This window comes from Sporosarcina sp. FA15 (assembly GCF_051550195.1).
GTDB classification, from domain to species: Bacteria; Bacillota; Bacilli; order Bacillales_A; family Planococcaceae; genus Sporosarcina; species Sporosarcina psychrophila.
In genome coordinates this window covers 3,474,309-3,500,280 of sequence record NZ_CP188818.1, presented here as the reverse complement: position 1 = coordinate 3,500,280, position 25,972 = coordinate 3,474,309, and the positions used below count along the sequence as shown (strand labels likewise).

The following is a 25,972-nucleotide window of genomic DNA, read 5'->3' as shown; positions in this document are numbered from 1 at the left end:
ACAGTAGTACATAAGAAAAACGCTGTAGTCTGAACGTGAAATTTTTATGTTGCAATGTATTCACAGTATGAGATTTTATAGTATCCTAAGCAACGAAAAAAAATCCAGAACGGTTAACCGATCCGGACAATACTATTATTGATTTACTTTTTTAAGCTATCTTCAATTTCCTTGATGAGTTGTTTTGCGCCTTCTGGGCTCAAAATTAACTTGCCATCGATAAGACTTAAATTGTCGTCAGACACATCGCCCGTAATCGAGCATGTCATATTCGGCATATATTTCTTCAAGATGATTTTATCTTCATCAACGTAAATTTCCAAAGCGTCTTTTTGTGCAATACCAAGTGTACGGCGTAATTCAATTGGAATTACTACACGTCCAAGTTCATCGACTTTTCTTACAATACCAGTTGATTTCATGAGTTTAACTCCTTTCAATACATTTAGTTTCGTCAAAATTCGACAAAATTCTCTTAACAACTTTTATCATACCAAGTCTTCCAATTAACGTCAATACTAGGCGCTTAAAACTATGAGAAAAATAGTAGTTATTTAAAAAAGTGCGCTATTTTTCGACAAAAATAGACTAATAGACACGGAAATAACAATGACGTTAGCTGTTGTCGAGGAATTTCATTGTATCGCCAGTACGCTTTAGATAGAATAGATAGTACATACTTATACACTGGAGGAATATTCGTGGCTGATCAGAAAAAGACTTTCTATATTACAACACCTATTTATTATCCAAGCGGGAATTTCCATATTGGTACCGCATATACAACTGTCGCTTCTGACGCGATGGCTCGTTACAAACGACTGCGCGGGTATGATGTTCGGTTCCTGACTGGAATGGATGAGCACGGTCAAAAGATACAGGAAAAAGCGCAAGAGGCCGGACTGCCACCGCAGGAGTTTGTCGATGGTATCGCAGAGACAGCGAAAAAGGTCTGGAATACAATGGACATTTCATATGACGACTTCATCCGTACGACGGAAGAGCGCCATAAAGTGATTGTCGAAAAGATTTTTAAAACATTCCTTGATAACGGCGATATTTATAAAGGGGAGTACGAAGGATGGTATTGCCTACCTTGTGAAACATACTTTACGGAAGGGCAGCTTGAAAATGGCAACTGTCCTGATTGTGGACGACCTGTCAAAAAAGTGAAGGAAGAATCATACTTCTTCAATATGAAGAAGTATGCTGGAAGATTGTTGAAGTTTTACGAAGATAATCCGAAGTTTATCGAACCGGAATCGCGTAAAAACGAAATGATTAATAACTTTATCAAACCGGGGCTTGAAGACTTATCTGTTTCTCGTATGTCGTTTGATTGGGGCATAAAAGTTCCTGGGGATCTGAAGCATGTCATTTATGTATGGGTCGATGCGTTGACGAACTACATCACAGCGCTTGGCTATCAGTCAGATGACGATTCGTTATTCAAAAAGTATTGGCCGGCGGATGTCCATGTTGTTGGAAAAGATATTGTTCGTTTCCATACAATTTATTGGCCGATTTTCTTGATGGCACTCGATTTACCGTTGCCGAAGAAAGTATTTGCGCATGGTTTCATCATGATGAAAGATGGAAAAATGTCGAAATCTAAAGGCAATGTCGTCTATCCGGAAATGCTTGTTGAGCGCTACGGACTCGATGCGACACGTTATTTCCTTCTTCGTGAATTGCCGTTTGGGCAAGATGGTGTATTCTCACCCGAATCCTTTGTGGAGCGGACGAATTATGACCTTGCAAATGACCTCGGAAATTTATTGAACCGATCAATTTCGATGATCAATAAATATTTCGACGGAGAGATTCCGACACAAGGCCTTATCGCAACAGATTTCGATGACAGCTTGACGAATTTCATGACGACTACGGTCGGGAAATACGAAGCGTCAATGGAGAACATGCAGTTTAGCGCTGTCCTTGGCGATTTGTGGGCTCTTATATCGCGGACCAACAAATACATCGACGAGACGTCTCCATGGGTGTTAGCGAAGGATGAGGCGGATAAAGGGAAACTAGCGTCTGTTATGATGCATCTTGCGACTTCACTCCGTCACATTGCTGTATTATTGCAACCGTTTATGACGGAAGCGCCTAAACAGATCATGACGCAACTGGGTCTGGATGAAAAATTGCTTGCTTGGGATACGCTGGGTAATTTCAACGCGATTCCGACAGGCACGAAAGTCGTAGAAAAGGGTGTACCAATCTTCCCGCGCCTGGATGCGGACGTTGAAGTCGTTTATATCCGTGATCAGATGGCGATTACTGCACCGGCTGAAAATGCGCCTGCTGAGCAACCTGCAAAAGTGGAAGTTGAAGAGCCGGTAGTGGCGGAGATTTCAATCGATGATTTCCTGAATGTCGATTTACGCGTTGCGACAGTAACTGCATGTGAAAGAATTCCGAAAGCAGATAAATTGCTGAAGCTCCAACTAGATATGGGTTATGAGCAACGACAAGTTGTATCGGGCATCGCAGAACATTACGAACCTGAGGCACTAGTCGGGCAGAAAGTAATTGTTGTTGCCAACTTGAAACCTGTAAAATTACGTGGAGAGCTATCCCAAGGTATGATTTTGGCTGGGAAATCAGATGGTATTTTGAAACTTGCCACAGTCGATCAGTCACTTGAAAATGGTGCACAAGTTAAATAAGAATAGAAACGGCGTCCCTCATGGAAACGCCGTTTTTCTTTTTTTGAGTATATTATCAATTTGTAAACTATTTGAGTTGAACAAATGAATACCTATATAAACTGAGCGAAGGCGCCTTACAAGGGGTAGCCGAAGCCCTAAGACTGGCGGGCGAAGCTGCTTGGCTTAGGGTGGGAGGCATCCCCTAGCGCCGTAGCGAATAAGAAGGAAATCCGTTCGATTAAAATAAAACAATTGTGAGGCGAAAATAATGTATATAGATACACACGTTCATTTAAATGCAGATCAGTATGAAGAAGATATAGATGAAGTGATTCAACGTGCCCAAGAAGCCGGTGTTGACAAGATGGTGGTCGTTGGATTTGATCGTAAGACGATTTTGAAGGCAATGGAACTGACTGAACAGCACGCTTTCATTTACGCCGTTGTCGGTTGGCATCCTGTAGATGCAATCGACTGCACAGAAAAAGACTTAGAATGGATTGAATCACTCGCCGCGCACCCTAAAGTGGTTGGTATTGGGGAAACAGGATTGGATTATCATTGGGATAAATCACCGCGAGATGTGCAACAGGAAGTGTTCAGAAAACAGATTCAGCTTGCCCAGAAAGTAAACCTGCCAATTATTATCCATAACCGAGATGCAACGGCGGATGTCGTTCGTATCTTGAAAGAAGAGGGAGCAGAAAAAACGGGCGGAATTATGCATTGTTTTGGTGGAAGTGTCGAGACTGCAAATGACTGCATAAAAATGAATTTCATGATTTCATTGGGAGGACCAGTTACATTTAAAAATGCAAAGGCGCCAAAACAAGTTGCAACGGAAATTTCGCTTGATCATTTATTAATCGAAACAGATGCGCCATATCTCGCACCTCATCCGTACCGTGGAAAAAGGAATGAACCGGCATGGGTGACGCTTGTTGCGGAAGAAATAGCGAGACTTAAAGGTCTCCCTGTTGAAGAAGTGGCAAAAAGAACGACCGCAAACGCTTTGAAAGTATTTAACATAACATGAATAAGATGGTAGGAAGTTTTCCGTACTTTTTATATGAAGGGCTTCCTAAATTTGTTATTCACCAAATTCATACGGGTTGACATGCCGAAGAGTACCCTTTATAATCAGCCGAGTGATGAAGGAGGAGTTTTTTTCATGTCAAAAAGTACCATGAAAAACCTGTTCTATAAGTCATTGAGGAGTAAAAAAGTAGCGATTACCGTAGTTTCGCTAACGCTATTTGTTACTGTTATTTCACTTGTTCTCTTTGAGGGAACAAAAAAATCGATCACGTTGGACGTGGACGGTAAAGAACTTAACATTAAAACGCACGCACATACAGTTGGTAAACTTCTCTCCGAACAGGAAATTGAAGTTGCCAAACACGATCTAGTAATACCCTCAGTGAATACACCTATCGAGGATGGTCTATCGATTAGGTGGGAACAGTCGCAACAAGTTGTAATAAATGTCGATCAGGATACCAAATCCATATGGACGACTAATCATAAGGTGGAAGAGATACTTGCTGAAGCAGATATCGAAATTACCGAATATGATGTTGTAAACCCAGTGCTAGATGAACAGCTAGGGAAAGAAAATAGCATTACCGTCCAAAAAGCGTTTGAAGTAACGTTGAATGACGGCGGAGAAGAAAAGAAGGTCCGGTCAACTTCGACTACGGTCGCTGACTTTTTAAAGAGAGAGAACATTCATTTGAATGATGACGATCGTCTGAATAGAAAGGCAGATGGGTATCTAAAGCCTGGCTCTATAGTGGCAGTCGTACGAGTGGAAAAAGTCACCGATGTAGTGGAAGAACCGGCGAACTTTGCAGTTGAAACACGCAACGATCCATCTTTACTGAAAGGGCGCGAAAAAATCGTCCAAGCGGGAAAAAAAGGAACGGTTTCACGGAAGTTTGAAATTGTGAAAGAAAACGGGAAGGAAATTTCCCGTAAGCTTCTAGAAGAGAAGTCAATTAAAAAACCACAAACGAAGATCGTTTCCGTAGGCTCGCAAGTGATGGTCGCAAGTGCATCAGCTGGGACGTCTAATTCAAAAACTGTATCGCGTAACGATTCATCCGCGGAAGGTGGGGAGTTCTACGTAACCGCTACGGCCTATACGGCGCATTGTAATGGTTGTTCTGGAATTACACGAACAGGCATTAATTTACGTGCGAACCCTAATTTGAAAGTTATTGCAGTCGACCCAAGCGTTATCCCGCTCGGTTCTAAAGTGTGGGTTGAAGGATACGGCTATGCCGTTGCAGGGGATACAGGCGGTGCAATCAAAGGCAAGAAGATTGATCTGCACGTAGCAACGAAAGGCGATGCCTATAAATTCGGCAGACGCCAAGTGAAAATTAAAATCATCGATTGATATATACATCCGCAGGACTGATATTAGTCCCGCGGATTATTGTGTTATAGCCATCTTCTGCCGAAGGAAGTTAAACCTCTGGGGGATATTATAAATTTTGAATTACGCCGAGGCGTAATTGATCGCCTGCCCATCTGTACATCCGCTTGCCGTCAGAGTAGAATTAGGGAAAGAATGCAATGGGAATGAGGATTTTTGTGAACATTAAAGAAATTATTGTTGTTGAAGGCAAGTCTGATACAGTAGCCGTGAAACGGGCAGCAGGTGCGGATACGATTGAAACGAACGGTTCTGCAATCGACGAGTTAACGCTCACGCGTATTCGGCATGCTCAGGAAACGCGAGGCGTCATCGTATTCACGGATCCCGACTTTCCTGGCAGAAGAATCCGCGCCATCATTGAAGAGCGTATTCCAGGTGTTAAACATGCTTTTCTTGAAAAGAAGCTGACGATTGCCAAAAATGGATCGGGGCTAGGTATTGAGCATGCACATGATGAGCATATACGGGCTGCGCTAAGTGCGGTTTACACCGTGGACGACCAGCCTGCTGTTGATATACCACTAGCAGATTTGATGACGGCTAGGCTTATCGGACATCCTGATGCAAAAAGGCGCCGTGAGCGCTTAAGTGAGCTGTTGCAAATCGGTCAAGTGAATGGCAAAGGATTAAAGAAGCGGTTGGAAATGTTCCGAATTGGTTATGATCGATTGGGAGAAGTATTAAAGGTTCTAGACGAGGAGGAAACGGAAAATAATGAATAAAGATATTGCGACTCCGGTCAGGACGAAAGAGATTCTCGCTAAATACGGTTTTTCGCTCAAAAAAAGTTTAGGTCAAAACTTCTTGATTGACCCCAATATTTTACGCAATATCGTTTCGCACGCAGGCTTGTCCGAAAAAACAGGTGTTATTGAAATCGGACCCGGTATTGGTGCATTGACAGAACATCTTGCAAGAAGCGCAGGAAAAGTCGTCGCTTTTGAAATTGACGGACGCCTCCTTCCTGTATTGGAAGATACCCTGTCGCCTTACGACAACGTGACAATCGTTCATCAGGACATACTGGAAGCTGACCTTCTACAAGTAATGCAGGATCACTTCGCGGATTATGAGGATGTTGTAGTTGTTGCAAACTTGCCTTATTATGTGACAACGCCAATTATCATGAAATTCTTACTTGGTAAAGTTCCAGTATCAGGTATGGTAGTTATGATGCAGAAAGAAGTAGCAGATCGCATTACCGCCGTTCCAGGGACAAAAGCATACGGTTCTCTATCCATAGCTATTCAGTACTATATGGATGCGGAAGTGGCTATGATTGTACCGAAGACGGTATTCATGCCGCAACCGAATGTTGAATCGGCTGTTCTACGTTTGACAAGAAAAGAAACGGCGCCAGCAAAAGTAATCGATGAAGACTTTATGTTTGTAGTTTCTAGAGGTTCATTCGTCCAACGCCGGAAGACGATCTTGAACAACCTACAATCGTCACTTCCTAATGGCAAGTTGAAGAAAGAATTAATATTGAAAGCTTTCGAACAAATTGGCATGGACCCTGGCCGACGTGGAGAAACACTGACAATAGAAGAGTTTGCAAACTTGTCGAATGCCTTGTATGAGGACTTCTTTGAGGAGAAGAAAAAACGATAGAGTTAGAAAGTTTTTATTAGAAAAATACCCTTTTTTCTAATAAAAAGATTGACAAAGTAGACGAGCAATTGTTAAAATGAAGATTTTAATTGACAGAAACTTTTAAAAGTGTTATGCTTATACTTAGTGAGGTGTAAGCGACGTGCCAAAAACATTAGCGGACATTAAGAAGTCATTGGATTCTCATCTGGGAAAACGTTTGCACTTAAAAGCAAACGGTGGTCGGAAGAAGACAATCGAGAGAGCTGGAGTGCTGCGAGAAACATATCGTGCAGTATTCGTAGTTGAACTTGACCAGGACGAAAATGCATTTGAAAGAGTATCTTACAGCTACGCAGACATTTTAACCGAAGCGGTTGAAATAACAATTCTTGAAGGTGCAGATCCTACTGCATTCATTATCAAATAATTACAGTCTTAATGATTTAATTCATTTTTAAACAACACCTGTGCAAGCATTCTGAAAATGGATGTCTTGTGCGGGTGTTTTTTCTTTCGTTTGGTTCATACTACAATTGTCAGCCAAAAGGAGGAAAACCGAATGGCGAAAAAACGTGGCATAATGTCTGAAGGCTTGAAGGTAGAAATTGCGAAAGAGCTTGGATTTTATGATGTTGTGGAGCGAGAAGGTTGGGGCGGCATCAAATCACGCGACGCGGGCAATATGGTGAAGCGAGCAATTGAAATGGCCGAACGAGGAGTAGCACAAAAGAAATAACGCTATGAATTACCCATTATCCAACTAACAGGCTGACAAAAGAAGAGCTGAATCCGGGGCATCAAGATATCCGGCCAGCTCTTCTTTTTAGTGCCTGGGAAGTTGTGCGATATAGATAGGATTGGTCGTCCGTTGTTGATGATTGGTAGGTATGATTATATGGTCGGTTGTGTTTCCACATTTGTTCTGAAACCGAGGCATTCAAAAATCAATTATCCTATTATTATCATTTCACAGCGCAAATATTTCACCCTATGCTAAAATAGGGGGATACAGACTAGCTGGAATGGAGGGAGCCGGATGCTTTATGAAAAGGCACCAGCAAAAATCAATTTAACACTCGATGTATTACATAAGCGACCGGATAATTTTCATGAAGTCGAAATGATTATGACTACGGTTGATTTAGCAGACAGAATCTGGCTTCGTCCGACAGATAACGGGAAAATCATCATCAAGGCATCAGAACGACATGTACCCAATGATCGAAAGAACTTGGCTTATCAAGCTGCTGAATTGTTACAAATTGAATGTGGTATTACAAAAGGTGTTGAGATTACACTAGAAAAAAGTATTCCTGTTGCTGCAGGGCTCGCGGGCGGAAGTTCGGATGCTGCTGCTACACTACGGGGATTGAATAGGCTATGGAATTTAAAATTGAGTGTTGAAGAACTCGCGAGGCTTGGGGCACGGATTGGTTCGGATGTTTCATTTTGCGTACATGGCGGTACAGCACTTGCGACGGGGCGCGGAGAATTAATTGAAATCCTACCTCCCCCACCAAACTGTTGGGTCATTCTCGCGAAACCAGCCATTTCGGTTTCGACAGGAGATATATACGGAAAGCTGAATTTATCTGCGATTGATCATATCGATACGGTTCGAATGATTGAAGCATTAAGGGCGGGAGATTACGACAAAATGTGCAACTCAGTCGGGAATGTCCTAGAAACCGTCACAATGGATCTGTATCCACAAGTCGTTGTTCTGAAAGAGCAGATGAAAAGATTTGGTGCAGATGCAGTTTTAATGAGTGGTAGCGGCCCGACAGTTTTCGGTCTCGTTAAACATGAATCCAGGGTACCGAGAATTTATAACGGGCTAAAAGGGTTCTGTCCAGAAGTATATGCGGTTAGAATGGTCGGTGGACATACAATTCTTGATTAAATACGTACGATTGTGGTAATGTACATTAAAATATTCGGGTTTAGGAGATGGTACTATGAAGTGGAAAAGGAGCGAGCGGCTTGTAGATATGACTAGCCAATTGTTGGAATCTCCACATGAACTTATTCCACTGACCTTCTTCTCCGAACGTTACCAAGCGGCTAAATCCTCGATTAGTGAGGATTTGACGATTGTAAAAGAAACGTTTGAGGAAAAAGGCACAGGAAAACTGGTGACGGTTTCCGGAGCAGCGGGAGGAGTGAAGTTCATCCCGAAGATGGTAGAATCCGACGTTCGTGAAGTGATGTCGCTTCTAATGGAGAAACTTGGGCATTCGGATCGATTGCTGCCAGGCGGTTATTTATTCATGACGGATCTTCTTGGCAATCCGCGCATTATGGATCGTGTGGGTAAAGTATTTGCTTCAGCGTACGCGGAGACAGACATTGATGTGATTATGACGGTAGCGACGAAGGGTATTCCGATTGCTCATGCAATTGCGCGTCACCTGAATGTCCCAGTCGTTGTCGTTCGCCGTGATAGCAAGGTGACCGAGGGACCAACTGTGAGCATTAATTATGTATCTGGTTCAACCAGACGTATTCAAACAATGGTATTATCGAAAAGAAGCATGCAAAGCGGACGCAAAGTCCTCATTACAGACGATTTCATGAAAGCAGGCGGTACGATGCTTGGGATGAAGAGTCTTCTGGAGGAATTTGGTTGCGAACTGGCAGGTATAGCTGTTCTAGTAGAATCCGATCATGCTGAAGAGGTTCTCGTCGATAACTACTTATCTCTTGTTAAGCTTCATGCAGTAAATGAAAAGAATGGGACCATCGAGTTAGAAGAAGGAAACTATTTTGCGGAAGGTGGAAAATGATATGAATTATGTAGCGACAGAAAACGCACCACAGGCAATTGGACCTTATGCACAAGCGGTTAGTGTGAACGGAATGGTATATACATCCGGGCAAATTCCATTGACACCGGAAGGACTGCTTGTTGAGGGGACTATCGAAGATCAAACGCACCAAGTGTTCGCCAATTTAAAAGAAGTGCTGAAAGCAGCAGGTTCATCTTTGGATAAAGTAGTCAAAGCAACTGTTTTTATTAAAGATATGAATGAATTCGTTGCTGTCAATGACATTTACGCACAGCATTTTGGGTCTCATACACCTGCACGTTCAACTGTTGAAGTTGCTAGATTACCGAAAGACGTAAAAATTGAAATAGAGGTTATTGCTCTAGTAGCCAAATAACAGATACCCGCCCAAATATCACTTGGGGCGGGTTTTTTATTTCCGTGTCTTTCAAAATGTTTAAATAATTGTGTTTATAAAGAAGGGAAACGCTTACTTTTGTGGAATATAGTCGTCATGCACTGTAAAGACAAAAGGAGTGGTAAGAGATGGAAGTAACAGATGTGAGGTTACGAAAGATGGAAACTGATGGAAGGATGAGGGCAATTGCTTCGATTACAATTGACGATGAATTTGTCGTGCATGACATTCGGGTCATCGATGGAAATGAGGGATTGTTCGTAGCGATGCCGAGTAAACGAACGCCTGATGGAGAGTTTCGTGATGTAGCACATCCAATTAATACAAGTGCTCGAACCAAAATCCAAGATGCAGTAATGGCGGCATATCACCTTTCTGCAGAAGAAGCAGTATTTGAAGGCGCTGGTGCATGATGTGGCCCCTTCGTTTTTACCTATACTTATCGTGAAATAATATAGACAGCCTGTGGATAATTTACAATATAGAAGTTTCACGTCTAGGCTCCGGGCACAAAATGCTCGGAGACCTGCAGGATGTGGGTTCCGTTGAAGCGGGATTGAACTACGATTCACTTTGTGCTAGATGATAAGGACAACTTAGGTTGTGTTCACTTGCAGGTACCCTGCGCTTTTTTTATGGATTTTTTTGGCATTAAAAAGCTGAATAAAAAAGAGAAAATAATGATAAAAGATTGTAATCAACTTGTCAAGAGGTATGAGGTTGAAAATTAGCCCGTTTTCAGCTATAGTCAATAGTGAAAACATTCGAGGGGGATTCGCCTTCATCCCTCATTCATGGGGGCTATTAAATGACAAATACATATGCCGTTGTCCTGGCTGCAGGGCAAGGTACACGGATGAAGTCCGATTTATATAAAGTACTGCATCCCGTTTGTGGAAAACCGATGGTCGAACACGTAATTGATCATATACGCGGTCTTGGTATTGGTCGAATTGTTACGATTGTTGGACATGGTGCAGAAACGGTAGAAGAAACGCTTGGAGAGAAAAGTGAATATGCGCTACAGCAAGAGCAATTAGGCACGGCACATGCTGTTCAGCAGGCTGAGAGGCTTATTGGTGACTTGGATGGTACGACTATCGTTGTATGCGGAGATACGCCGCTCATTCGTTCTGAGACAATGGAGGAATTGATTGCGCATCATAAAGCAACAGGAGCAAAAGCAACTATCTTGACGGCTAATGCGGATGATCCAACAGGATACGGGCGTATTATCAGGGGAGAGAGTGGCCAAGTCCTCCGAAATGTTGAACAGAAAGATGCAACTCCTGAAGAACAAAAAGTGACGGAAATCAATACAGGGACCTATTGCTTTGACAATCGGACACTTTTTGAAACGTTGAAAAAAGTGGAAAATAATAATACGCAAGGGGAATACTATCTCCCTGATGTTGTCGGTATTTTGCAATCTGAAAATGCACTCGTTTCAGCATACGTGACAGGGGATTTCAGTGAAACACTCGGTATCAATGACCGCGTAGTCTTGGCAGAAGCAGATCGTGTCATGCGTAGACGTATAGCTGAAAAGCATATGCGGAATGGTGTAACAATTATCAACCCCGAAAGCACGTATATAAGCGCGGCAGCCGAAATTGGCCGTGATACAGTTCTTCAACCGGGCACAATGATTGAAGGTCATACCGTTATCGGCAATAAGTGTGTAATAGGACCAAATAGCCAGATTGTCGACAGTGTAATCGGTGATAATACAAATGTACATTCATCTGTTGTACTATCTAGCAGAATTGGTTCAACTACGGCAATAGGACCGTTCGCACATATCCGCCCGGACTCTGATCTTGGCGACAGTGTGAAAATCGGTAACTTTGTGGAAGTGAAAAAGGCGACACTAGGTGAAGGTAGCAAAGTGTCACATTTAAGCTATATTGGTGACGCAAAAATTGGGTCGCATGTAAATGTAGGTTGTGGAACAATCACTGTTAACTACGATGGCAAGAACAAGCATCTTACAACAATCGAAGATAATGCATTTATTGGTTGTAATTCCAATTTAGTCGCTCCAGTTACAGTTGGAAAAGGTGCATATGTAGCAGCTGGATCGACAATTACTAAAAGTGTGCCAGAAAGTTCACTTGCAATTGCGCGTGCACGGCAGGAGAATAAAGAAGGATATGCAAACAAACTAAAACTCAGTTAAACAGGGGGAACATGATGGCTAATCACTATCCTAACGATAAACTTAAGATATTTTCTTTGAATTCGAACCAAACACTTGCGGTGCAAGTAGCGGAAAAAATCGGACGTCCACTTGGCAAATGCTCGGTCAAACAATTCAGTGACGGAGAAGTCCAAATCAATATCGAAGAAAGTATCCGTGGCTGCGATGTATTCGTCATCCAGTCGACATCGTACCCTGTCAATGAAAACTTGATGGAACTTCTTATTATGATTGACGCTTTGAAACGTGCGTCAGCACGCACAATCAATGTCGTTATGCCTTATTATGGCTATGCGCGCCAAGATCGTAAAGCACGTTCACGTGAACCGATTACAGCGAAACTTGTTGCAAATTTACTTGAAACAGCAGGAGCCCACCGTGTCATTGCAATCGATTTGCATGCACCACAAATCCAAGGTTTCTTCGATATCCCAATCGATCATCTTGTTGCTGAGCCAATCCTTACAGAATACTTTAAAGGAAAAGGTTTTAACACTGATGAACTTGTTATTGTATCACCGGATCATGGCGGTGTAACGCGTGCGCGTAAGATGGCGGACCGCATGAAAGCACCTATTGCGATTATTGACAAACGTCGCCCACGCCCAAATGTTGCTGAAGTGATGAATATCGTTGGCAATGTTGAAGGGAAAACAGCAATCCTAATTGATGATATTATCGATACAGCAGGGACAATCACAATTGCGGCGAGCGCTTTAATCGAAAGTGGAGCAAAAGAAGTGTATGCTTGTTGTACACACCCAGTGTTGTCAGGTCCAGCAATCGAACGAATTGATAATTCGCAAATTAAAGAATTGGTTATTACAAATTCAATTGAGCTTCCGGCAACGAAAACATCCCCAAAAATCAAGCAACTTTCTATCGCTTCATTGCTTGCAGAAGCGATCGTGCGTGTGTTCGAAGAGAAATCTGTTAGTACATTGTTTGAGTAAATTTAATTTAGATGTTTCATGTCGCTTGTCATTGGGTATTTATTAGTTAACACAACTTTTTTTAAAGAAGGGTGATTAAATAAAATGAGTACAACTATACAATCAGAAGCGAGAGTACCATCAAAACAATCAGCACTAACTGGATTACGTAAAGAGGGCTATGTTCCAGCGGTCGTCTACGGTTATAAAACAGAAGCTACATCGATTTCAGTAAAAGAGCGAGACTTACTGAAAACATTACAAATAACGGGCCGTAATGGCGTTATTAAACTTAATATTGACGGGAAGGACCTTAATGTTGTCCTAAACGATTATCAATCTGACGTATTAAAAGGTGAAATTCGACATGCGGACTTCCTTGCTATCAATATGACAGAGGAGCTTGAAGTAGATGTTACTATACATCTTATTGGCGAATCTGTTGGCTTGAAAGAGGGAGGCGTACTTCAACAACCGAACCGTGAAGTGACCATCAAAGTGAAACCTTCGGATATTCCGGAGACATTTGATATCGACATTTCAAAACTTCAAATCGGCGAAACGATTACAGTAGCTGAAATTCGTGCGAATTCGAAATATGAGATTTTAAACGAAGATGATCATGCACTTGTTCTAATTTCATCACCACGTACAGCGGCGGAGATGGAAGAACTTGAAAGCGAAGCTTCTGAATCAGAAGAGCCAGAAGTGATTGGTGAGAAGAAAGAAGCGAAGTAATACAAACATGAGCGCACGGAAATCCGTGCGCTTCTTTTCTGTTTCATAGTTAAGTAATTATAGGTTTTTTAACTTGGAATAGTGTCTTAGCACTAGTCACAAGGCTCCTAAGATATAGCTATGCAGTCGTTTGCGACAGGAAGTCGCTCACTTAGACTGCCTTTTTTGCTCTCTTTAAGCCCATGGCATCTGTATCGTTTCCTTGTGCTTTTCTCAAGGATAGGAAAATATAACTTTATCTACATGAATCGGTGTCTAGACTCTAGCGCTTTTCTAAATCCTCTAGTGTAAAAGGAAGATGAAATCTATGAAAATGATAATAGGACTCGGAAATCCGGGTAAACAATATGAAAAAACACGCCATAATGTGGGGTTTCATGTCATTGACGAGCTTAGTACTCGTCTGCCAATCACTGCGGTACAATCGAAATTTGGTGGCATGTATACGGTTGTCCATCGTCCGGAAGGTAAAGTAATGCTTGTCAAGCCGCTTACTTATATGAACCTATCTGGTGAATGTATTCGGCCATTGATGGATTACTTCGATATCGACGTAGAAGATATCGTTGTTCTGTATGATGATCTTGATATTGCTCCCGGAACAATTCGACTGCGTCAAAAAGGCAGTGCGGGTGGCCATAACGGCATGAAATCACTTATTGCTCATCTTGGTACGGACCAGTTCAATCGAATCCGAATCGGTGTTGGTCGTCCCATCGGTGGTATGAAAGTGGCTGATTACGTTCTAGCACCTTTCGGCAAAGATGAAAAACCATTAATTGAAGACATGGTGAAAAAAAGTGCATCCGCATGTGAAGCGTGGCTGGGCAAACCATTTAATGATGTCATGAACAACTTTAATGGTGTATAAGGAATAATAAAGCCGTCTTGCGCCTATACTTTGAGAAAAGGGGCGGAGACTAAAATGGCGATCCGTTATACTTGCCGGCATTGTGAGACTGAAATTGGCACACTTCCGTTTGAATCTGCGAAGGAGGCTATCCTTCTGCTGCACAAGATGGACGAAGAGGAAGTTGAGCATTTTCTGACGTATGAAAAAGACGGGGCATTGACGGTGCGATGCATCTGCGAACAGTGTGAGCAATCGCTTCAACGATTCCCGGACTACTATACACTTAACAAATGGCTTCAATAAGATGTACGCTTTGGCGCTAAATGCGTCCAAAGCTTTTTCTGTTTTTCTGTCTAAAGGTAGTTGTGTTGAACTATTAAATTATTTTGAATTGGCTGCGGCATAAGGGGGGGTCTTAGGGCTTCGGTTACTTGATGTCCAGTTAATGAGATAATTTCCAGCAAAGGCGTCTACTGGGTTAGTCGAAGCAATAAGTCTGACGGTGATTTTCTATCCGGCTTATTGTGGGAGGCATCCCCTAGTGCCAAGCGTTGTTGGTAGGATTCTTTATTACAACATATATAGATAATTATTTTTCCAATATATAAATATAGTTTGGACTTGGCGCACTTGAATGGCCTAGCCCTTTTTGAACGCCTACTATTATTATGAAAGAAAGGATGTGTAGCATTGGAATCACTAATAGATTTGTTTTTACAAGAGAAAGAGATTGACGAACTAGTGGGAGAGTTGGAGGCGGGAATAGACCGTCAACTTATCGCGGGATTGTCAGGCGGGGCGAAGTCGATTCTTTTCAAAGTGCTTCAGCAGTCGAGCAAACGGCCCATTCTTATCGTATCCCCAAATTTATTGCAAGCCCAGCGTACATATGAAGACCTCGTCAAAATGTTGGGCGATTCACTCGTCCACCTTTACCCTGCAGAGGAACTCATTGCTGCGGACTTTTCTGTTTCGAGCTATGAACTTCGCGCCCAGCGCATCGATACATTAGATCATATGGTACGAACTGGGAAGGGGGTATATATCACGCCGATTGCAGGCATGAAAAAACTATTACCTGAAAAAGCACGCTGGCTATCCAATTCATTATCAACGACAATAGGCGCAGAAATTAATATGGAAGAATGGCTTGAAAGACTTGTGTCAATGGGTTATACGAGACAGTCAATGGTAACAGCGCCAGGTGAGTTTGCATTGCGTGGGGGTATCCTGGATTTGTATCCGCTGAATTTGGAAGAACCCGTACGGATTGAATTATTTGATACGGATGTTGACTCGATTCGCACGTTCTCGGCGGAAGATCAGCGCTCAACAGGTAAGTTGAAAGACGTGTCAATTCTTCCCGCTGCCGAATTTGTTTGGAAGGCTGAAGATTTGACGATCATCGCAGAAAACCTGGAGAATGCGCTTGGCGTTAGTTTGAAGAAGATGAACGATGTGGATGCGAAAGAACGGTTAACCATTAATATGAAGGGGGATATTGCTTTAATGAGGGAGGGATCCATTCCGGAAAACATGTTGAAATATGCATCGTTTTCAGCTGGAACGACTTCCCTTGAAAGCTATTTTCCAAGTAACGGAATCGTTTTATTTGATGAAATCGGACGGGTCCTTGAGGTTGTTGCATCACTAGAGTCGGATGAAAAGGAATGGATGGTTGCTCTTCTTGAAGAAGGGAAAATTGTTCATGATGCAAAAACTTCATATTCATTCGAAGAGGTACATGGAACATTAAAGCAACGAAAAGTATATTTATCCCTTTTCGTGCGCACAGTTCCAGGAATTGTTGTGAAAAAGACAGTGACGTTTTCTTGTAAACCGATGCAGCAGTTCCATGGGCAGATGAGTTTATTGAAAAATGAGATAGAACGCTGGCACCAAGGACGTTTCAATATTTTCATTATCGCAGACGGCAATGAACGAATGCAGAAAGTCCAATCTATCCTTGAAGATTACGATATGCAATCTGCCTTGTCTGGCAAACCGTCAAAAGCAGGTGGCATAATTGTCATTGATGGCGATTTGTCTGCTGGCTTCGAGCTGCCGTTTCAACGGATGGCTGTTATAACAGATTCTGAGCTCTTCAAAGGGACACCGAAACGGAAAGCACGTCCGCAAAAGATGACCAATGCAGAACGCATCAAAAGTTACTCGGAAATCAAGCCAGGTGATCATATCGTTCACGTTCATCATGGAATTGGGAAGTATTACGGGGTTGTAACGCTCGAAGTAAGCGGTATTCATAAAGATTACCTCGACATCAGGTACCGCGGAGAAGATAAGCTATTCGTTCCTGCCGACCAGATCGATTTAATCCAGAAATATGTCGCCTCCGGGGAAAAAGAACCGAAACTGCATAAGCTGGGTGGGGCAGACTGGAAGAAAACGAAAACAAAAGTTATCGCAGCAGTACAAGACATTGCGGACGACCTAATTGAGCTGTATGCCAAACGGGAATCGGAAAAGGGACATGCATTTGCAGTGGATGACGACATGCAAATGGCATTTGAAAACGCGTTCCCTTACGACGAAACCGATGATCAGCTCAGATCTATCGCTGAAGTGAAATTGGATATGGAAAAAGAACGTCCAATGGACCGCTTACTTTGTGGGGATGTTGGTTATGGTAAAACGGAAGTTGCAATTCGTGCTGCATTCAAGGCTGTATCAGATGGCAAGCAGGTAGCATTCCTTGTACCTACAACGATTTTAGCGCAACAGCATTACGAAACAATGAAAGAGCGTTTTTCTGGTTTCCCAGTTGAAGTTTCCCTCTTAAATCGTTTCCGTAAAAAGAAGGAACAAACGGAGACGTTGAAAAGATTGAAAGCGGGAACAGTCGACGTTATCGTTGGTACACATCGCCTTCTTTCTAAAGATATCGCCTACCATGATCTTGGTTTACTTGTTGTCGATGAAGAACAGCGATTTGGCGTAACGCATAAAGAAAAACTTAAACAGTTAAAAACACATGTCGACGTCCTGACATTGACCGCAACACCTATTCCACGGACGCTCCATATGTCGATGCTCGGTGTTCGTGATTTGTCCGTTATTGAAACGCCACCAGCAAACCGTTTCCCTGTCCAGACTTATGTTATGGAGCAAAACTTTGCACTTGTCCGCGAGGCAATTGAAAGGGAAATGGGCCGTGGTGGGCAAGTATTCTACTTGTATAATCGGGTGGAAGATATGGAGCGTAAAGTCGATGAAATCAAGCAGCTTGTGCCTGAAGCGCGAGTTGGATTTGCCAATGGTCAGATGGGCGAGTCGGCACTTGAGTCGGTGATTTTAAGTTTCCTTGAAGGTGAGTATGATGTTCTTGTAACGACAACCATCATTGAAACGGGTATCGATATTCCGAATGTCAATACACTTATCGTTCAAGACGCTGACCGTATGGGGTTATCACAGCTCTACCAACTACGTGGGCGCGTTGGGCGTTCGAATCGTGTTGCCTATGCCTATTTCCTTTATCAGCGTGATAAGGTGCTGACAGAGGTTGCAGAAAACCGTCTTCAAGCAATTAAGGAATTTACGGAACTTGGCTCGGGCTTCAAAATTGCGATGCGTGATTTATCAATTCGTGGTGCGGGTAATTTACTTGGTTCTCAGCAACATGGCTTCATCGACTCGGTTGGTTTCGATCTTTATTCTCAATTGTTGCAAGAAGCTGTTGAGCAGAAGCAGACAGGTATTGTAAAAGCGGATATACCAGACTTGGAAATTGCGTTGCCGCTTAATGCATATATTCCAGATGAGTATGTACGTGATGGATTCCAAAAGATTCAAATGTACAAAATGGTTAAAGCGATTGAAAATGAAACCGACTACAATGAACTTGTCGATGAAATGACAGACCGATTCGGTGATATGCCGCTCGAGGCTGACTTGTTACTACGTGTTGCAAGGGTAAAAGCTTGGGGACGTATCGCGGGTGCCGAATCCATCAAGAAACAACAATCGCTTATTGAAGTTCGCATATCGCCTGAAGGAACTGCGAAAACAGACGGCGCAAAACTGGTATCCGATTCAATGGCGTTTGGTCGTGCAGTTGGGTTCACGATGGAAAATGGTTGTCTTATCATGAGAATCGATGAGCGTCATACAGGGAAACAGACTGCATTTGATGTACTTGAAGAAATGATGCGAATTCTTCAGTCGTCTTTAAAGGAAACTGTTGTTAGTGATTCCGTCTAAAGGGCGTGTTGCATATTTTGTCCATCCTTGATGCATACTACAATTGAAACAAAGTTAACGTTCAATTTTGTGGAAAGTGAGGCATCATGTATGAAGGCAACGGGAATCGTCCGCAGAATCGACGATCTTGGCAGGGTAGTTATCCCTAAAGAGATTCGAAGGACACTAAGGATTCGTGAAGGGGATCCACTTGAAATTTTTACCGACCGGGATGGCGAAGTAATTTTGAAGAAGTATTCGCCGATATCAGAACTCGGTCAATTTGCAAAAGAGTATGCGGAAACATTGTACGAAACACTAGGCACGCCTGCGCTCATTAGTGACAGGGATGAAATGATTGCCGTGTCCGGATTATCGAAAAAAGATTATTTGAATCGCCAGTTGTCGCCTGATCTCGATGAGATTATGACAGGCCGTAAAATCGTTACCGAAAAACTTGAAAAGGCGATTGAGTGGGTGCCTGGACAAGTGGAGCAGGTGAAGTCTTATTGTATTGCACCCATTATTGCTGCGGGGGATACGATTGGTGCTGTTTACCTGTTATCAAAGGTGCATTTTATCGGCGAAACTGAAATGAAAGCGGCGGAAACGGCCGCGCATTTTTTAGCGAAACAGATGGAACCATAAAAACAGCCCACACGAACCGGATATTGACGGTTTGTGTGGGCTGTTTTTAACGTCTAGGAAATTATAAAATCTCGAACTGAGGATAATTTCCAACATAGAATTTATACGTCTAGACTTCGGACGCAAAATGCGCGGAGGAAGTGAGTTACGCAGTGGGTAGGAATTGACCTAAATCCCCCCTTATTGCTGCAAGACGGTGCAAATTTGGAATATCTTCTATATGGCTTTATGGCTGTTGCCTCTGAACTTAGGCGTTTGTACTTTTACTCTTTGCCAGTGGACAATAGGGGCATTTTTCCGTGTTCGGAAGCTCCTTATACAAACAACATGTTAATCGTTTATAATTCGCCATAGCGTCCAGTGCCTGTTGGTTGTTCAAATATTGTTTGAAAGGGGAGCGGCGCATTGCAGGTTTCCAAGCTTCATCATCCAATAAAACATCTAAATCTTGCTGTGCAAATAAGGAATTTTCTTGAAGCAGCATCGAGTACATCCATAAGACGTACCCCCATATGTTTTCCCACAAAATTAACTTCGCAATTTTTGCACGCTTGCTTAAATAGTCAACGACAGGGTATCCGTAGGTCTCAAGAATAAAGCGGATATCTTTTTCACGGTTTTGTACGAGTCTAAAGCCGGCAGGTGGAACGGAAAAAAAGATTGTATCATTTTCGATGAATAACGATACATCGTCCAAATCACCAGCCCAAAGTAAATTATGTTCACTCATTAAATGTAGTTGGGCAGCAATGAAAAAACCATGCCTTCTCATATAAATAGATGTAGCGACAGTATTCGTTGGGGCACCAGACAAACTTTGAATTATCTCAAATAGTTTGTCGCAACCTGATTCGGATAACATATCTGCCGCCGACATAAACGTGGTCGCCTGTTCACCGATACGCACACTGAAACGTTCTAGTGCAGAAATGTGTTCTGCGTGTAACTTAAGCACCCGTATTTTTCCGAAGTCCCGGTACGATACAACGGCCCCGTCCGAATGGAACACAGTGTGGTGTACCGAAAAGAGGGTCTGTGGAAACTTGACACTCCATCCCAAACACAGCTCGGACTAAATCGCAGGTAATAATATTCTCTGGCTTGCCTTGCGCATGAACACCGCCATCTTTAATGGCGACGATATTGTGCGCATAACGGGAGGCCAAATTCAAATCGTGTAGCACCATTACAATGGTACGGCCTTTTTGTTCATTTAATTCGAACAGTAGATCAAGAATTTCAATCTGATGCGTCATGTCGAGGTAGGTCGTTGGTTCATCCAATAAAATGACGTCTGTATCTTGAGCCAGTGTCATTGCAATCCATGCACGCTGCCGCTGACCACCTGATAACGTGTCGATCGATTGATCTCGTAGATCACTTATCCTAGTCGCTGTCATTGCAGCTTCTGTTTTCTTCGTGTCCTCTTCAGTCCATCTTGAGAGCCACGATTGGTGTGGATAGCGTCCTTGTTTCACAAGATCATGTACCGTCAGCCCTTCAGGTGATACAGGTCCTTGTGGAAGAATACCCATTTTCTTAGCTACATTACGTGAAGACAGCGAGTGGATATCCTTACCTTCAAGTAAAATAGAGCCGTCAGAGGGTTTTAAAAGACGAGCAATTGAACGGAGTAACGTAGACTTACCACAGCCGTTACTGCCAACGAAAACAGTAATTTCGCCTTTAGGAATCGATAAATTCAGGTTTTCAAAGAGTAGATTATCTTGATAGCCAATCGATAGGTTTTCAGCTTTTATTGAGGTATGCATTGGAATGCCTCCATATCTATAGGGAATCTAAATGATTTTCATTTTCAATTAGAGATAAGCATAGCATATTTAGCATCTATTGAGAATGATGGTCATTTATTTTTGAATAAACTTTACAAAGCCGTCTAATCAAGTTTAAACTACTAAATGAGAATAATAATCAAGATATAGATAAATGGAGGAATGTTAAGTATGAAGAAGTCTTTAAAATCCCTGCTTATTTTAGCGCTTTTTGCGGTGTTGTTGGTAGGTTGTTCTTCGAAGAAAGAAGATAAAGCTGCAGACAATAAAAAAGTAGAAAATAGTATAACAATTACGGGTGTTAATGGTGAAGTGACGCTTGATAAGCCTGCTAAAAAAATCGTTGTTTTAGAATGGACATATGCGGAAGATTTATTGGCAGTAGGCATTCAGCCTGCTGGGATGGCGGATATACAAGAATATCATGATTGGGTGAATATCGATGCAGAGCTTAGCAAAGACGTAGCAGATGTTGGAGGTCGCCAAGAACCGAATTTGGAGGCGATTGCTGCATTGGAACCGGATTTGATCATCGGTACTAGCTTCCGTCATGATGGGATGATTGCGGATTTAGAGAAAATTGCGCCTACAGTCATTTTTAATCCGTATCCTGAAGATGAAAAAATGGATTTGTATCAAGAAATGATAACAACATTTAACGAGATTGCAAAAGCGGTTGATAAAAAGGATGAAGCGAAACAGGTATTAGCTGACCTGGATGTGAAATATGAAGAAGCGAAAACGACTATCGAAAATGCCGGTTTGAAAACAAAAGATGTTGTCTTAACACTTGCCTATACGGGACCTCAAGCACCTGAAGTTCGTGTATTTACGCCAAACTCAATGGCTTCAATTATGTTAGAGAAAATTGGCTTAAACAACATCCATATCCCAGATCAATTTGAAATTTACGGTTCGAGTACGTATAACGTCGAGGGGCTAACGAAGTATGAGGATGCAAACTATTTGTATATCGTTCAGGCCGACGACAATATTTATGAGAAACAATTAAAAGATAATGCAGTTTGGAAGAACTTGAATTTCGTGAAAGAAGACCGTCTGTATGATCTAGGCGGGGATACTTGGTTATATGGAGGTCCTCTTTCAGCTGAAACACTGCTTAATAAAATTACAAGCGCGATGGTAAGTAAGTAATGGCAAGAAAGACTTCAGGAAAACGATCCTTTTTAGTTATGATTATTGGGTTGTTCCTGTTGGTTTTATTATCTTTTATTCACTTAACACAAGGTCAAGCGGATTATACTGTTACCCAATTAGTAAAAGAAGTGTGGACAGAGGGGCGCGTGCAGGACATCGTGCTCTCTCTACGTCTTCCGCGGTTAATAATCGGGATACTTGCTGGTGGTGCCCTTGCAGTGGCGGGGGCTGTATTGCAGACGTTGACGAACAACCCATTAGCATCTGCAGGCACACTAGGAATTAATGCAGGCGCTTATTTTTTCGTCGTTATTTCAATGATTTTCTTCCCTTCGCTACTCGGGAATTTTCCGTTTATTGTTGCATTGATGGGTGCTGTACTGTCATCCGTTCTCGTTGTAATGCTAGCAGGTAAGCAAATGGAGCCCGTTCGTGTCGCGCTGACAGGAATGATTATTTCGTTATTGTTTGCGTCGATGACAGGTTCTTTGCAGCTATTATTCGAAAACCAGACGAACGGTCTCTTTTTATGGGGCTCCGGTACACTTGTTCAATTAAATTGGGACGGTGTATCGTTTGGAGGACCGGTTATCATTGTGTTCTTCGTCCTCGCGTTAGTGTTGGCAAAGCCATTGGATACGTTGTCGCTGGGTGAAGATATTGCATCGTCTCTTGGGCAAAATGTTAGGTTTGTTAAATTACTCGCGTGGGCTGTTGCAATTGTCCTTGCGGCTGCAACAGTAAGTGTAGTCGGCCCAATCGGTTTTATCGGATTAATGGCCCCGCATATTGTTCGAATGCTTGGCGTTCGAGGGCATTTGAACATTCTCCTCCAGTCATTTTTATGGGGAAGTGTCATGCTGATAGGAGCCGATGTGTTAGGGCGATTGGTTCAACCTGGACAAGAAGTACCGGTTGGTGCAATGACAGCGTTGATCGGCGGACCGTGGCTGTTGTACTTGGCATGGAAAACTGCAAAAACGCATAGTCGGGGCGACCGTCAAATGGGCGGTACATTGAAACCAGTGAAACTATCGGTTGTCATTACAATCGTTGTCGCACTTATTGTTGTTATTATTTCATTGGCTTTATCATTCAATGGCACTGCATGGACGACCGAATGGTTGAAACCTGTTGTGTGGAATTTCCGAGTCCCGCGCGTGTTAACGGCGTTCATCGTCGGGGTTATGCTTGCAGTTGCGGGGGTATTATTGCAGGGGGTATTACGAAATCCATTGGCGGATGCAAGTATTTTAGGTGTTACATCAATGGGTGGTGCCGGGGCGATGATGCTTCTCGTGTTATTTCCTGCCATTCCGATCAAATATATGCCGCTAGGTGCAGTCGTGGGAGCTGCCATTGCACTCGGTATAATTTTAGGGACGTCATGGAAAAACAATTTCCAACCGATGCTTGTAGCACTTATGGGAATTGCGATTTCTGCATTCGGCTCGGCCGCCACACAAGTGTTTGTCGTGAAAGCGAAACTCGCCGTAGCGGCTGCGCTCGTCTGGTTGTCGGGAAGTACGTACGCAAAAGGATGGGACGATGTACAGCTAGCCTTGTTGCTATTTGCGTTGTTCATCGGTCCGGCCATTTTCTTGACACGCAGTTTGGATACGTTGACGTTCGGTGATGATGTGGCGGCGGGTCTTGGACTTTCAGTAAAGTCGACCCGTGTTTGGGCATTGATCGTTGGTGTCGCGATAAGTACGGCAGCCGTTTCAATTGTAGGGACGATTGGCTTTGTCGGGCTCGTAGCACCTCATATTGCACGTAGATTGGTCGGTTTCCGTCACCTGCCTTTGCTTGCCGTATCTGGATTATTAGGCGGACTGCTTCTTGTCACAGCAGATTTTGTCGGAAGGATTCTTATTGCTCCGAAAGATATTCCGAGTGGTCTGATTGTAGCGCTGATTGGCACGCCGTATTTGCTTTACCTTCTTCGGAAAATGAAATGAAAAGCGAGTCGCCACTGGCGACTCGCTTTTCATTTTGATATATATAAAACCAATTAAAATTAATCATTCTCCAAAAAAGGAGTCCTTCAAGTATATACTTATTTCGGTATACTGATTTCCGTGAATGGGTAAATCCGCAGCTTCACTTCACCAATGACAGCATCCTCAGAAATGAATCCGAAATATCGACTGTCATTACTCTTTAAGCGATGATCGCCAAGTACAAAAAAAGCGCCTTCAGGTACTTCCTCTTGCCCTGTAATTTCCGCTAACGTGAAATCTCCAGTTATCCGATCCGTGATTGGATCTCCATCAATACGCTTAGCATAGGGCTCATCATATACACTTCCATTAACGTACAATATGTCATCAATCATCTCAATACGATCTCCGGGTACTCCGATGACCCTTTTAATGTATTTATCTGTTGCATTAGGGGCATGAAAAACAATCAAATCGAATCTGTCAATCATGCTCACTTTACTCACAATAACACGGTTATTATCTTCGAAGGTCGGCAACATGGATTCTCCTTGCACCTTCGTTGGTACAAATAAAAACTGGTAACAGATAAAAACAATTGCAGATGCAAATAATAGTGATTGTATCCAAGAAAACAACTCACTTTTCACAGTTTTCTCCAATCATATCTCCCCTTCCGATTAACGTCTTTATCTCTTAGTGTACAAGACGGGACCCATTATTAATACTTTAAACATGAATTTTACCCACTATAAGTAAATTTAGGGCGGTGATTAGGGAGATACATACCTATGTAGGAAGTAGATAATTGAAGAAGGATTTAATAGTTAATGGATTTCACTTGGATTATATAAAGGGAATTTGAAACATTGGAACAAATTGAACGTCTAAATATGTTGACATAAAAAATCCACTCAACAACGCTCGGCGCTAGGGGATGCCTCCCGCAATAAGCCAGACAGAAAACCGCTGTCAGTCTTATTGCTTCGGCTACCCCTATGAGGCGCCTTCGCTAGAGATTATATAGAATCATTAGTTCAACATATATACTATATTTTTTGTAATAAATATTCCCTTTTTAAATCCGCTTCGGCGACTCCTTTAAAGGCTTCAATACTATAATCTATATTGTGTATCTTTCTAGCAATTTTCTGTATAACGATCTTTTGGAGTTTGAGTTATTTTTTTGTATATTCGGCGGGGAGCCGTGGGACATAAATATTAATAGTGCCTGTTCAACTTAAAAGTAAGCTAAACAAGCAGAATCTAACTATGCGAAAAGGAGAATGATTTTATTGAAACCAATTATAAAGGCTGGATTTATAATTGTAATCTGCATGTGGCTTGTAGCGTGTGGAAACAGCGTACAAGTGGGACATAAAAGCGGAGAGATTTTTACACCACATGAAACTGACATTATTCAAGTAGGAAGTGATGTAGAGAACTTGGAAGCTATGAATCAATTTGTAGAGGATTCATAGAATGAAATGGAAAGAGAAGTTCGCTATGTAGTTTTTGAAAACGAAAGCGCTGATCCCACAGCAGTTTATACGTTAAAAGCTCGTAAAGACTTGGAAGCTGGACAAAGTTGGGTTGAGATATCACGGGACTGGAACTATGATGCAGAG

Annotated in this window: 25 protein-coding genes; 21 read left to right on the top strand and 4 right to left on the bottom strand. The window is 42.5% G+C overall.

Annotated features, from left to right (window positions below; all coding sequences use genetic code 11):
- Positions 1–143: 143 nt before the first annotated feature.
- The gene (locus ACP8HG_RS16545; RefSeq protein ID WP_067213757.1) at positions 144–422 is read right to left on the bottom strand and encodes an AbrB/MazE/SpoVT family DNA-binding domain-containing protein; all 279 of its coding nucleotides are present in this window, start codon (positions 420–422) and stop codon (positions 144–146) included.
- Positions 423–701: 279 nt separating this feature from the next.
- Between ACP8HG_RS16545 and metG the strand changes: the two genes are divergently transcribed.
- The 18 genes from metG (at position 702) to spoVT (ending at position 19,450) form a co-directional block, all read left to right on the top strand.
- On the top strand, positions 702–2,675 hold the full coding sequence (metG, locus tag ACP8HG_RS16540; protein WP_438297241.1) for a methionine--tRNA ligase: 1,974 nt from the start codon (positions 702–704) through the stop codon (positions 2,673–2,675).
- A 250-nt stretch (positions 2,676–2,925) separates the two neighbouring features.
- Positions 2,926–3,693, top strand: a complete 768-nt coding sequence (locus ACP8HG_RS16535; protein ID WP_187046262.1) for a TatD family hydrolase — start codon at positions 2,926–2,928, stop codon at positions 3,691–3,693.
- Between the two features lie 135 nt (positions 3,694–3,828).
- Positions 3,829–5,058, top strand: a complete 1,230-nt coding sequence (locus ACP8HG_RS16530; protein ID WP_399629887.1) for a ubiquitin-like domain-containing protein — start codon at positions 3,829–3,831, stop codon at positions 5,056–5,058.
- A gap of 197 nt (positions 5,059–5,255) precedes the next feature.
- Positions 5,256–5,822: a ribonuclease M5 gene (rnmV, locus tag ACP8HG_RS16525; RefSeq protein ID WP_067214112.1), complete on the top strand. Its 567-nt coding sequence runs from the start codon at positions 5,256–5,258 to the stop codon at positions 5,820–5,822.
- Positions 5,815–6,711, top strand: a complete 897-nt coding sequence (gene rsmA, locus ACP8HG_RS16520) for a 16S rRNA (adenine(1518)-N(6)/adenine(1519)-N(6))-dimethyltransferase RsmA (RefSeq protein ID WP_067213753.1) — start codon at positions 5,815–5,817, stop codon at positions 6,709–6,711. Before rnmV ends, rsmA begins: the two co-directional genes overlap by 8 nt.
- Positions 6,712–6,853: 142 nt before the next feature.
- Complete coding sequence (veg, locus tag ACP8HG_RS16515) at positions 6,854–7,120, top strand: biofilm formation stimulator Veg (protein WP_067213752.1); 267 nt, start codon at positions 6,854–6,856, stop codon at positions 7,118–7,120.
- Positions 7,121–7,252: 132 nt separating this feature from the next.
- Positions 7,253–7,429 (top strand): small, acid-soluble spore protein, alpha/beta type, encoded by a 177-nt coding sequence (locus ACP8HG_RS16510; RefSeq protein ID WP_067213751.1) that lies wholly within the window; start codon positions 7,253–7,255, stop codon positions 7,427–7,429.
- A 300-nt stretch (positions 7,430–7,729) separates the two neighbouring features.
- On the top strand, positions 7,730–8,596 hold the full coding sequence (gene ispE / locus ACP8HG_RS16505; RefSeq protein ID WP_187046259.1) for a 4-(cytidine 5'-diphospho)-2-C-methyl-D-erythritol kinase: 867 nt from the start codon (positions 7,730–7,732) through the stop codon (positions 8,594–8,596).
- 55 nt (positions 8,597–8,651) lie between these two features.
- On the top strand, positions 8,652–9,479 hold the full coding sequence (purR, locus tag ACP8HG_RS16500; RefSeq protein ID WP_067213749.1) for a pur operon repressor: 828 nt from the start codon (positions 8,652–8,654) through the stop codon (positions 9,477–9,479).
- Between the two features lies 1 nt (position 9,480).
- Positions 9,481–9,858 (top strand): RidA family protein, encoded by a 378-nt coding sequence (locus ACP8HG_RS16495; protein WP_067213748.1) that lies wholly within the window; start codon positions 9,481–9,483, stop codon positions 9,856–9,858.
- Positions 9,859–10,007: 149 nt separating this feature from the next.
- A complete protein-coding gene (gene spoVG / locus ACP8HG_RS16490) occupies positions 10,008–10,292 on the top strand; it encodes a septation regulator SpoVG (RefSeq protein ID WP_067213747.1) in 285 nt (94 codons plus the stop codon).
- Between the two features lie 395 nt (positions 10,293–10,687).
- Positions 10,688–12,058 carry a bifunctional UDP-N-acetylglucosamine diphosphorylase/glucosamine-1-phosphate N-acetyltransferase GlmU gene (gene glmU, locus ACP8HG_RS16485; RefSeq protein WP_438297235.1) on the top strand — a complete coding sequence of 457 codons (1,371 nt, stop codon included), beginning with the start codon at positions 10,688–10,690 and terminating at the stop codon, positions 12,056–12,058.
- Between the two features lie 14 nt (positions 12,059–12,072).
- Positions 12,073–13,032 carry a ribose-phosphate diphosphokinase gene (locus ACP8HG_RS16480; RefSeq protein ID WP_338654474.1) on the top strand — a complete coding sequence of 320 codons (960 nt, stop codon included), beginning with the start codon at positions 12,073–12,075 and terminating at the stop codon, positions 13,030–13,032.
- An 84-nt stretch (positions 13,033–13,116) separates the two neighbouring features.
- Entirely contained in the window at positions 13,117–13,749 is a 633-nt protein-coding gene (locus tag ACP8HG_RS16475) for a 50S ribosomal protein L25/general stress protein Ctc (protein WP_067213744.1), read from the top strand.
- 307 nt (positions 13,750–14,056) lie between these two features.
- Entirely contained in the window at positions 14,057–14,620 is a 564-nt protein-coding gene (gene pth, locus ACP8HG_RS16470) for an aminoacyl-tRNA hydrolase (protein ID WP_438297232.1), read from the top strand.
- 54 nt (positions 14,621–14,674) lie between these two features.
- Positions 14,675–14,905 carry an anti-sigma-F factor Fin gene (locus ACP8HG_RS16465; protein ID WP_067213742.1) on the top strand — a complete coding sequence of 77 codons (231 nt, stop codon included), beginning with the start codon at positions 14,675–14,677 and terminating at the stop codon, positions 14,903–14,905.
- A 387-nt stretch (positions 14,906–15,292) separates the two neighbouring features.
- The gene (gene mfd, locus ACP8HG_RS16460; RefSeq protein ID WP_067213741.1) at positions 15,293–18,823 is read left to right on the top strand and encodes a transcription-repair coupling factor; all 3,531 of its coding nucleotides are present in this window, start codon (positions 15,293–15,295) and stop codon (positions 18,821–18,823) included.
- A 90-nt stretch (positions 18,824–18,913) separates the two neighbouring features.
- Positions 18,914–19,450 carry a stage V sporulation protein T gene (gene spoVT / locus ACP8HG_RS16455; RefSeq protein WP_067213740.1) on the top strand — a complete coding sequence of 179 codons (537 nt, stop codon included), beginning with the start codon at positions 18,914–18,916 and terminating at the stop codon, positions 19,448–19,450.
- A gap of 247 nt (positions 19,451–19,697) precedes the next feature.
- Here spoVT and ACP8HG_RS16450 read toward each other — a convergent pair whose 3' ends face one another.
- Positions 19,698–20,405, bottom strand: a complete 708-nt coding sequence (locus ACP8HG_RS16450; RefSeq protein WP_255428538.1) for a hypothetical protein — start codon at positions 20,403–20,405, stop codon at positions 19,698–19,700.
- Positions 20,398–21,222, bottom strand: a complete 825-nt coding sequence (locus ACP8HG_RS16445) for an ABC transporter ATP-binding protein (RefSeq protein WP_438297229.1) — start codon at positions 21,220–21,222, stop codon at positions 20,398–20,400. Before ACP8HG_RS16445 ends, ACP8HG_RS16450 begins: the two co-directional genes overlap by 8 nt.
- A 192-nt stretch (positions 21,223–21,414) precedes the next feature.
- Here ACP8HG_RS16445 and ACP8HG_RS16440 point away from each other — a divergent pair, with 192 nt between their 5' ends.
- Complete coding sequence (locus ACP8HG_RS16440) at positions 21,415–22,398, top strand: ABC transporter substrate-binding protein (RefSeq protein WP_438297227.1); 984 nt, start codon at positions 21,415–21,417, stop codon at positions 22,396–22,398.
- Complete coding sequence (locus ACP8HG_RS16435) at positions 22,398–24,362, top strand: iron ABC transporter permease (RefSeq protein ID WP_438297225.1); 1,965 nt, start codon at positions 22,398–22,400, stop codon at positions 24,360–24,362. The genes ACP8HG_RS16440 and ACP8HG_RS16435 overlap by 1 nt, the downstream gene beginning before the upstream one ends.
- Positions 24,363–24,460: 98 nt before the next feature.
- Here the strand turns inward: ACP8HG_RS16435 and lepB are convergent, their stop codons facing one another.
- Positions 24,461–25,006, bottom strand: coding sequence for a signal peptidase I (gene lepB / locus ACP8HG_RS16430; RefSeq protein ID WP_067213736.1), 546 nt, complete (start codon positions 25,004–25,006; stop codon positions 24,461–24,463).
- A gap of 633 nt (positions 25,007–25,639) precedes the next feature.
- On the opposite strand from lepB, the gene ACP8HG_RS16425 reads away from it, so the two are divergent.
- On the top strand, positions 25,640–25,825 hold the full coding sequence (locus ACP8HG_RS16425) for a hypothetical protein (protein ID WP_438297222.1): 186 nt from the start codon (positions 25,640–25,642) through the stop codon (positions 25,823–25,825).
- Positions 25,826–25,972: the final 147 nt, after the last annotated feature.